The sequence below is a fragment of the Natronococcus jeotgali DSM 18795 genome, assembly GCF_000337695.1.
GTDB classification, from domain to species: domain Archaea; phylum Halobacteriota; class Halobacteria; order Halobacteriales; family Natrialbaceae; genus Natronococcus; species Natronococcus jeotgali.
In genome coordinates, this window is sequence record NZ_AOIA01000023.1 from 67,929 (window position 1) to 76,066 (window position 8,138).

Here is an 8,138-nt window from a genome sequence, read left to right on the forward strand (position 1 = left end):
CCTCAGTTCGAGAGCGCGCGCTCGACGGCCTCGGCGACGCCGAGAGCTTTCTCCCCCAGCGGCGCCGCGACGAGGCCGTCGTCGATCGCCGCCTCGAGCTCCGCCCGGTCGACGATCTCGACCGCGCCGTCGGGGGTGCGGATCACGTCGACGTAGAGGTCGACGTAGCGCACGTTATCCGGAAACAGCTCGAGGGGCGTACAGACGTTGACGTAGGTCCCCTTCGTCGTCCCCTCGTCGTCCCGGTAGGTCGTCGGGTACCACCACCGCCCCTCGCGGAACTTCGTCACCGCGACGTCGCCCGCTTCCTTGGGAACGCCGAGCGCGTCGTAGGTGCCGCCCCCGCGCATCGAGCGCTCGAGGGTGATCGTCCCCGCGGGGTCGCGGTCGGTGACCTCGCCGGAGCCAAGCGAGAGCAGGCGGCCGTCGGGCTTGCCGTGGCCGATCTCGAGGCGGTCGCCCTCGAGGGGGCCGAACTGCCGGGAGACCGCGTCGAAGGGGAACTCGCCGTCGAACCCGTCCGCGCCGCAGACTGCCTCGGCGAAGTCGACGGCGGCGCTCGCGGCCCGGTCGGCGGCCTTGGTCCGGTGATGACCCGGCATCGTCGACTCGACCGCGCGGCGGCGGTCGTCGAGCGCGAAGCGGGACTCCCGGCCGAACCAGAGCCAGACGGTCCGCTCGGGGACCGCCAGCCGACCCGGCTCGCCCGGGCTGTCGGGGGCGTCGGCGAGCGCCACCTCGAGCTCGCGGGCCCGGACGACCGCGTCCTCGAGGGCGGTGCCCATCGCCTCGAGGTCCGCGTCGGCGGCCGGGCGGTGCCAGCGCACCCCCCATCCCTCGGGGATCTCGACCGAGAGGAGGTCGGTCATCCCGACTAGCTCCTCGGCTCGCTCGCCGGACAGGCTCGCCGAGACACCGCTGCGGGCTCGCGAGAGCGTACAGAGCCCGCCCGCGGCCTCGAGCGCGGGCGCGACCCGCGGGTGGTCGTCGTCCCAGGGCGGGGTCGGCTCGCGCACCTGCACGCGGTAGCGGTCGCCCGCGTCGACGTAGTCGTCGGCGTCGTCGTACGCGAGGTAGCCCCGACGACCGTCGCCCAGATCGACGACGGCGCCGCCCCTGCCGTCGGCCTCGCGGACCTCGGCGTCGAAGACGGCGCCGCGGGGGACGTCGTCGTCCCAGCGGAACGCGTCGATCGCCAGCTCCGCGAGCCGCGGGGCGACGGTCGCGACATCGTCGGGATCGCCCGAGACCTCGACGCCCTGTCGGTCGCGGGTGGTTTCCAGCGAGACGTCCGCGGGCGCGGCTCCAAAGGAGTCCTCGAACCGTTCGCGGATCGGCTCGGAGGCCTGGACGACCTCGAGGCCGTCGCCGTTCAGCAGTTGCGTCAGCGCCGTCGCGTAGATACCCCGAACGCGCGCGGTCGTCATCGTCGACCCTCCGTCGGCGGCGAGGGGTCGCGCTCCTCGGAACGCGCGATCGGTGGAGCGATCGCCGACACGGCGATCACCGCAGCGTCTCGCGGTCGGGCGCGAACCGGACCCGGTCGTGGATCGTCGGCCCGAGCGTCAACTCGACCGAGCCGTCCGAGAGGACGCGGCCGTCCTCGACGTAGACGCCCCACGTATCGAACCGCAGCCAGCCGCGCATCTCGTCGGCGTGAGTCGTCAGGTCCAGCGAGTCGACCGTGTGCTCGGGGTAGTCGGCGCTCGAGTGAGCCATCTCCATATCGGAGTACACCGCGTCGTGAGCGTCGAAGAAGGCCTCGAGCGCGTCGGCGTCCTCCTCGACGGCCGCGACGACGGCCTCGGAGGCGGCCCGAAGCTCGTCGGTCTCGAGGCCGACCTCGCGAAGCGCCCGCTGCGTTCGCTGATCGAAGTGCATATCCGTGCGTTGGCAGGGCCGCCCTTTGTGCGTTCGGTTCCGGCCGCGCTCGGTCAGTCGTCGGCTGCGAGTCCGGTTTCGGACGCGCTCGCGGCGTCGTCGGCGCTGGCGGTCGTCGTCGGTTCGGTCGCGTCCTCGGCGGTTTCGTCGGTCTCCGATTCGGGACCCGGCGGGGCGGTGTAGTGGATGCCGCGACTCGCGTTGTACATCGTGGCCCGTTCTCGCTATCGCGCACACATAAGTCCGATCCTAATACCCATCATGAGAAATGATATCATACTAGTTCATGACGTTCCGATACGTGCCGAACTATTACCGGGACGGGTGGAGTACGCCTCCGCATGAAACGACGGCGAGACCCGATCGAACGGGCCAGCGACGAGTCGACGGACCTCCAGGACGTCTCGACCTGGGAGCCGCGAAACGCGCTCGATCGGTTCTCGGTCGCGACGTACAACGGGATCGCGTACGGGTTTCGCGCGATCGTCATCGGGGTCACGCTCGCGATCACGGCCTTCCTGCTCGTCCAGCCGAGCGTGCTCGTGCTCGAGGATCCGTGGCTGGCCCTGTTCTTCGGGCTCTCGGTGGTGCCGGCGGCCCTGCTCGCGGCGTTTATCTGGTACTCCGATATCACGACGAACGAACCTCTCGGGTTGCTCGTGGCGACGTTCGTCCTCGCGATCCTGTTCGCGACGTTCGCGGCCGTCGTCAACTCCGTCGCCAGGCCCTACTTCCAGCTGCTCGGGGGGATCGGGACGATCCTCTTTTTCTACCTGATCGTCGGCCCCGTCGAGGAGACGGTCAAGCTCCTCGCGGTTCGGGTCTTCGCCTTTCGAAGCACCACGTTCGACGCCGTCATCGACGGCGCCGTCTACGGGGCGATCGCCGGCCTCGGCTTCGCCGCCATCGAGAACACGATCTACATCACGGGCACCGTCGCGGAGGCCCAGATGGGCACGATCACTGCCGCGACCGGCATCGCGACCCAGCGGGCCCTGGTCGGCCCCGGCCACGTCATCTACTCGGCGATCGCGGGCTACTACCTCGGGCTGGCGAAGTTCAACCGCGAGCACGCCGGCCCGATCGTCGTGAAGGGGCTGTTGCTCGCGGCGTTCGTCCACGGCACGTACAACGTCACCGTCGGGATCGTTCCCGACGTCGTCGCCTCGCTGTACCCGATCGGGTTCGGGCTCGCGTTCGTGACTTACGTAATCGTCTTCGATCTGACGGTCGGCTACTACCTCTACAGAAAGATCGCCCGCTACCGGCGGACGTACCGCGACGTTCGGGGCGACGCCGACGAGGCGCCCGCGGCCGAACTGACCGAGTTCGATCCGCCCCGCCGCTCGGAGTGAGGACGCGGGCTACTCGAAGCGGGCCTCGAGCAGCCGTTCGACGTACTTCGCGAGGACGTCGATCTCGAGGTGGACCGGGTCGCCAACGGCCTTCTCCGAGAGGCTCGTCAGCTCGTAGGTCGTCGGGATGATCGCGACCGTCACCCGTCCCGTTTCGGCGGTTTCGTCGCCGGCGGCGGCGAGGTCGGCGACGGTGAGGCTGATCCCGTCGAGCGTGATCGAGCCCTTCTCGACGACGTAGCGTTCGTACCCCGCCGGCAGCTCGAACTCGAAGACCCAGTCCTCGTCCAGCGGTTCGATCCCCATAACCGTCGCGACCGCGTCGACGTGGCCCTGGACGACGTGGCCGTCGAAGCGACCGTCCGCCGGCATCGCGCGCTCGAGATTGACCGCGTCGCCCTCCGTCAGTTCGCCGAGGTAGGTCCGCTCGACGGTCTCGGTCGCCAGAAAGACCTCGAACCACTCCCCGTCCTCGAACCGTTCGACCGTGAGACAGACCCCGCTGACGCTTATGCTCTGGCCGTGCTCGAGCCCGGTCGCGACCTCGTCGGCGCCGATCCGAAGCCGGAGCCCGTCCTCGGTTCGGCTCCGGGCGGCGATCGTCCCGGTCTCCTCGACGATTCCCGTGAACATACCCGAACGTCCGAGCCGACGGATAAAACCGCTCCGAAACGCGGATGCGTCTCGGTTCCGTGACGAGCGACAGCCGCCGCACTTTTGAGGGGACGCTTCGTAGCCGACTCCGATGGGCGGCGTCATCGATACGATCGAGCTCGCGGGCGTGCTCGTCCTCGCGTTGCCGGCCGCGCTCGCCGGGCTCGAGTTGCTCCTGGTGCGCGGAGAGACCGCCGTCGGCGCGGTCCTGATCGGGCTGGCGATCGCGCTCGTGATCGTCCAGCGACGGTTCACGCTCCCCTCCGACGTCCCCGCCGCCGCCGCGAAACGTGTGGTCGGGGCCGTACGCGTCGATGGGGACGAGAACGACGACCGATAACCGGCGGACGAACCGCGTCCGAGATCGGGGCTGATTCGGTCAGTCGATCGCTACATCGCCGCCGCCGTCGGAAGCTTGGCGGTTCTGATCCAGAACTCGTTGATCGCCTGCGCGAGCGAGACGAATCCGTCGTGACTGTCGGGCTTCGTGAGGTAGGCGTTCGCGCGCCGATCGTAGCTCTCGGCGATGTCGTACTCGTCGTCCGAGCAGGTGAGGACGATGACCGGAATCTGCGTCAGGTCGGCAGTTTCCTGGATCGACTCGAGCAGCTCGAACCCGTCCACGTGTGGAATGTTGAGATCGAGCAACAGCAGATCCGGTAGCTCGTCCGTTCCGCGCCGCTCCGAGAGAAAGCTCATCGCCTCGGCCCCGTCGGTAACGGTGCGGATCCCCACGTCGTCGGCGACCTGATCGAAGGCATCGTTCACGAGCGCGACGTCGCCGGGATTGTCCTCGACGAGGAGGATCTCGGTTGGTTCGGGCGCGGTCACGGTTCTCATGGGAACGAAACGTCCGACACGCCAATAAGACCGATCACTACACACGTTGGGTGCGGTTGGAAGTGCAACCCCAACCGAGATATACTAGCTCTCCTCGCCGTCGATTCCTTCCGGATCGAGCGACCGCGGAACCGATCCGAGTCGGTCGACGTTCCCGTCGCCGACCGCGAACAGCTCCGTCAGTCGGATCCGTCCGGCCTCGAGCGCGACTCCGACCTCGAGTCGAACGACCGCCCCCTCGTCGATCGTCCGGGAGCCGCGATCCGGACGCTCGACGGGCTCGAGGCCGACCCCGGCGACGCGGGTGCGAATCCCGTCCTCGAACCCGAACGCCCGCACCTCGGCCTCGAGGTCGGCCTCGACGGCGGTCACCGACTGCGCGTCGGCCACGAGCATCGCCGCGGCCGACCGGAACGCGCGGGTGACGCCGACGTGCGCGCGGCGCTCGCTCCCGCCCTCGCCGTCCCGAACGAAGGTTCGGCCGAGGGCGCCGTGATACCCCGACGGCTCCCGCGGCGCGGCCTCGAGGACGATCGGTTCGCCCGGGCGAACGAGGTCGTCGCCGGGAATCGAAACCGTCGTCTCGCCGTCGGGGAACCCGCCCGCGGCGACGATTCCCTCGTCGACCGCGATCCGGAGCCGCGTCGCGGTCAGGTCCTCGGCCTCGAGGCGGAGTCGGCCGTCGACGACCTCGGCGCTCGCGAGCGCGGCAGCTCCCCGCCGGAGGCCCGCGCCCGCGGCCGCCTGTGCGTCCTCGATTCGGGACCGCTCCGCGTCGGTCTTCGCCGCCCTCGCGCGGGAAACGACATCGGTGGAGGAAAGCGAGAATCCGGCGTCCTCGAGGTAAAGCGCGGCGTCGTGGGGGAGTCGGGCCGGCGTCAGCACCGTCCCGGAGAGCCCGTCGGCGGCGAGGGCCTCGGCCAGTTCGCCGGCCGGACGGGCGCCGGGTTCGGCCGCCGAGCGAACCCGCCACTCGCGGCCGTCGAAGGCGACGGCGTGACGGCCCGGATCCCGCTCGAGTTCGGGTCGACAGTACCGGATCGCCGGGTCGCGAGCGGGGCCGGCGTGGACGAACGCGGTCGCGTCCTCGCGCTCGAGGGCGTCGACCAGGGCGGCCTCGAGGGGCGAGTCGCCGGTCACGGCGCTTCGGCTTCGAGTTCGTCGGCCTCGCCGTCGGGCGCCTGGGCCTGCTCGAGCAGCTCCTCGAGGGTCAGGTCGGTCAGCTGGTTGGTGAGCAGGACGTCGATCGGTAGCGTCGGCGCGCCGTCGACGAGGTTCTCGAGGATGAACAGTCGCTCGCGGGCCCGCGACATCCCGACGTAGAAGACCCGCCGTTCGTTGTCGGTCAGCACGGGGACCGGGGAAGTCGTCTTGGTGAACTCCTCGCAGCCGGGGACGTCGGCGGGGTCGTCGACGGTCGCGACCATCTGCTCGACGACCTTCTCGGTGAGGTCGGTCGCGACGAAGACGTGGTCGGCTTCGCGGCCCTTCGCGGAGTGGATGGTGCCGACGCGAACCCGATCGGTGTCCATCCCCTGGTACTCGCCGATGTTGAAGTACGAGCGGATGCTCTTCTTCTGGAAGTTCGTCACCTTCCGGACCATATCACCCGCGGAGGCGGGCCCGGGCATGAACGGGGCGTGATCCTCGATCACGTCGGCGGGGACGGTGAGGTCCTCGAGGTCCTCGACGCCGGCTTCCTCCTGGCGCTCGTCGATCTCGTCGAAGAGTCCGTCGCGCTCGTTGGTTCCGAACGCCGAATCCTGAAGCATGTCGGCGAGCCGTCGGGCCTGGAGCCCGGTGACGTCCTCGCCGTCGTCGATCGCCTCGACGGCCCGGACGTACTGGGTGAGCCGGTCGGTCCACATTCGCTGGTCGGTCAGCGAGCGAAACGGCACGCCCTCGGTGATGAACTCGTCGATGAACTGGAACATCTGGTACCGGGCGCGAAACAGCAGCATGATCGTCCCGTCGTCCTCGACGAGGGTGCGCCGGACCATCCGGACGAGATCGAGCATCGATGCGTTCGCACGGGCCTCGACCGAACCGCCCTCCTTGCGGGGTTTGAGGTCCTTGTCCTGGCGCTTCTCGATGTGGCGGATTTCCTTGTTCACCGCGTTGAGGACGTTCGAGGGCAGCCGGTAGGAGTTGGGCAGGATGACGTCCTCGTCGACCTCCTCCTCGAGCAACAGGGCGGGGTCGGCGCCCTGCCAGGAGTAGACGACCTGGTCGTCGTCGCCGGCGATCAGGACCTGCTCCATGTGGGGTTTCCACTCGTCGTAAACGTCGTACTGGAGCGTGGTGATGTCCTGGAACTCGTCGATCACCAGGTAGTCGACGCTTGGAAGCAGCGAGCGCTGCTTGACGCGCTCGAGCATATCGGCGAAGCCGATCTTCCCCTGCTCGCCCTTGTAGTTGCGCCAGCCCCGGATCGCCTCGGGGACGTCGATCCGGTCGTCGTCGGAGGGCCAGGTCGGCGTGTACTTGTTGCCCTCCTGGGCGCGGTCGTCGATTTCGGGCGGCAGCCGAACCTCCTCGTCGTCCCACTGGAAGGGGACGTCGTACCAGTCGGAGACCTCGCGGCTGGTCCGCTGGAGCCACTGGCTGGTGGCGATGACCTTGTTCCCGATCGTCGTCGAGCGGGCGGTGCGACGGCCCGCACCCGAGTACTCGTCCTCGTACTCGATGCCGTACTCGTCGCAGAACTCCTCCTTGTCGGATTCGCCGATGACATCGCTCCGGGAGAGATCCAGCAGCTCGTAGGCCTTCGCGTGCATCGTACAGACGTTGCCCTGCAGCGCGCGCGGGCTCTCGCCGAGTCGCTCGGCCAGCCGTTCCCGAACCTCCTGGGCGGCCGCTCGCGTGTACGAGACGACGAGAATATCCCGGAACGTCACCCCGTCCTGCTCGAGGATCTCCTCGACGTGATCGAGCAGCGCGGTCGTCTTCCCGCTCCCCGGCCCACCGAACAACCGGGTGACCTTCGTCTCCGTAGTAGCCATTGTAGCTGTTCAAGGTCGCAATACCCATAAGTGACGCGGGTTAGGCCCGAGAAACCGCCGTCGAGCCGAAGATCATCGGCTCGGGTTCGCCCGCCCGACTACCGGGCCGGCGTCCACCCGCAAACGGTACAGTCGGTGGCCGACTCCTCGTGGAGTCCGCCGCAGTCCGGACACTGCTTTTTGTTATACTCCTGCTCCCACCCTGCTCGCTCTACCGTGTGACCGCGGTCCGAGAGGAATTCGTCGAAGACATCGTCACCGGCACCATTGGGTGAGGTTGCCATACCCGTGATATAGTGAACCGTGGTATTAAAGGCCATGGTTCGTCCGGGAATCTGCCGGAACCCCCGGAGCGGGCAACGACCCGCGAACTTTTCCCTGTCTCTTATACACATCTCTGATGGCG

10 protein-coding genes are annotated in these 8,138 nt (G+C 68.5%); 2 read left to right on the plus strand and 8 right to left on the minus strand.

Translation table 11 applies throughout. From position 1 onward, the window contains the following. Positions 1-2: 2 nt before the first annotated feature. The 3 genes from C492_RS03075 to C492_RS24095 all read right to left on the minus strand — a co-directional run bounded on the left by C492_RS03075 (position 3) and on the right by C492_RS24095 (position 2,090). Complete coding sequence (locus tag C492_RS03075; RefSeq protein WP_008420400.1) at positions 3-1,427, minus strand: DUF402 domain-containing protein; 1,425 nt, start codon at positions 1,425-1,427, stop codon at positions 3-5. 76 nt (positions 1,428-1,503) lie between these two features. Next, on the minus strand, positions 1,504-1,881 hold the full coding sequence (locus C492_RS03080; protein WP_008420401.1) for a DUF7532 family protein: 378 nt from the start codon (positions 1,879-1,881) through the stop codon (positions 1,504-1,506). Between the two features lie 53 nt (positions 1,882-1,934). Continuing rightward, positions 1,935-2,090 carry a hypothetical protein gene (locus tag C492_RS24095; protein WP_160166960.1) on the minus strand — a complete coding sequence of 52 codons (156 nt, stop codon included), beginning with the start codon at positions 2,088-2,090 and terminating at the stop codon, positions 1,935-1,937. A 132-nt stretch (positions 2,091-2,222) separates the two neighbouring features. On the opposite strand from C492_RS24095, the gene C492_RS03085 reads away from it, so the two are divergent. Continuing rightward, positions 2,223-3,236: a PrsW family intramembrane metalloprotease gene (locus C492_RS03085; RefSeq protein ID WP_008420402.1), complete on the plus strand. Its 1,014-nt coding sequence runs from the start codon at positions 2,223-2,225 to the stop codon at positions 3,234-3,236. A 9-nt stretch (positions 3,237-3,245) separates the two neighbouring features. Here C492_RS03085 and C492_RS03090 read toward each other — a convergent pair whose 3' ends face one another. Next, on the minus strand, positions 3,246-3,869 hold the full coding sequence (locus C492_RS03090) for a riboflavin synthase (protein WP_008420403.1): 624 nt from the start codon (positions 3,867-3,869) through the stop codon (positions 3,246-3,248). A 112-nt stretch (positions 3,870-3,981) separates the two neighbouring features. Here C492_RS03090 and C492_RS03095 point away from each other — a divergent pair, with 112 nt between their 5' ends. Continuing rightward, positions 3,982-4,230: a DUF7533 family protein gene (locus C492_RS03095; RefSeq protein WP_008420404.1), complete on the plus strand. Its 249-nt coding sequence runs from the start codon at positions 3,982-3,984 to the stop codon at positions 4,228-4,230. Positions 4,231-4,280: 50 nt separating this feature from the next. Here the strand turns inward: C492_RS03095 and C492_RS03100 are convergent, their stop codons facing one another. The 4 genes from C492_RS03100 to C492_RS03115 all read right to left on the minus strand — a co-directional run bounded on the left by C492_RS03100 (position 4,281) and on the right by C492_RS03115 (position 8,016). After that, positions 4,281-4,730 (minus strand): response regulator, encoded by a 450-nt coding sequence (locus C492_RS03100; RefSeq protein WP_008420405.1) that lies wholly within the window; start codon positions 4,728-4,730, stop codon positions 4,281-4,283. 84 nt (positions 4,731-4,814) lie between these two features. Next, entirely contained in the window at positions 4,815-5,870 is a 1,056-nt protein-coding gene (locus C492_RS03105) for a M24 family metallopeptidase (RefSeq protein ID WP_008420407.1), read from the minus strand. Then, the gene (locus C492_RS03110) at positions 5,867-7,732 is read right to left on the minus strand and encodes a UvrD-helicase domain-containing protein (protein ID WP_008420408.1); all 1,866 of its coding nucleotides are present in this window, start codon (positions 7,730-7,732) and stop codon (positions 5,867-5,869) included. The genes C492_RS03105 and C492_RS03110 overlap by 4 nt, the downstream gene beginning before the upstream one ends. Before the next feature lie 98 nt (positions 7,733-7,830). Beyond that, complete coding sequence (locus C492_RS03115) at positions 7,831-8,016, minus strand: HVO_0416 family zinc finger protein (RefSeq protein ID WP_008420409.1); 186 nt, start codon at positions 8,014-8,016, stop codon at positions 7,831-7,833. Positions 8,017-8,138: the final 122 nt, after the last annotated feature.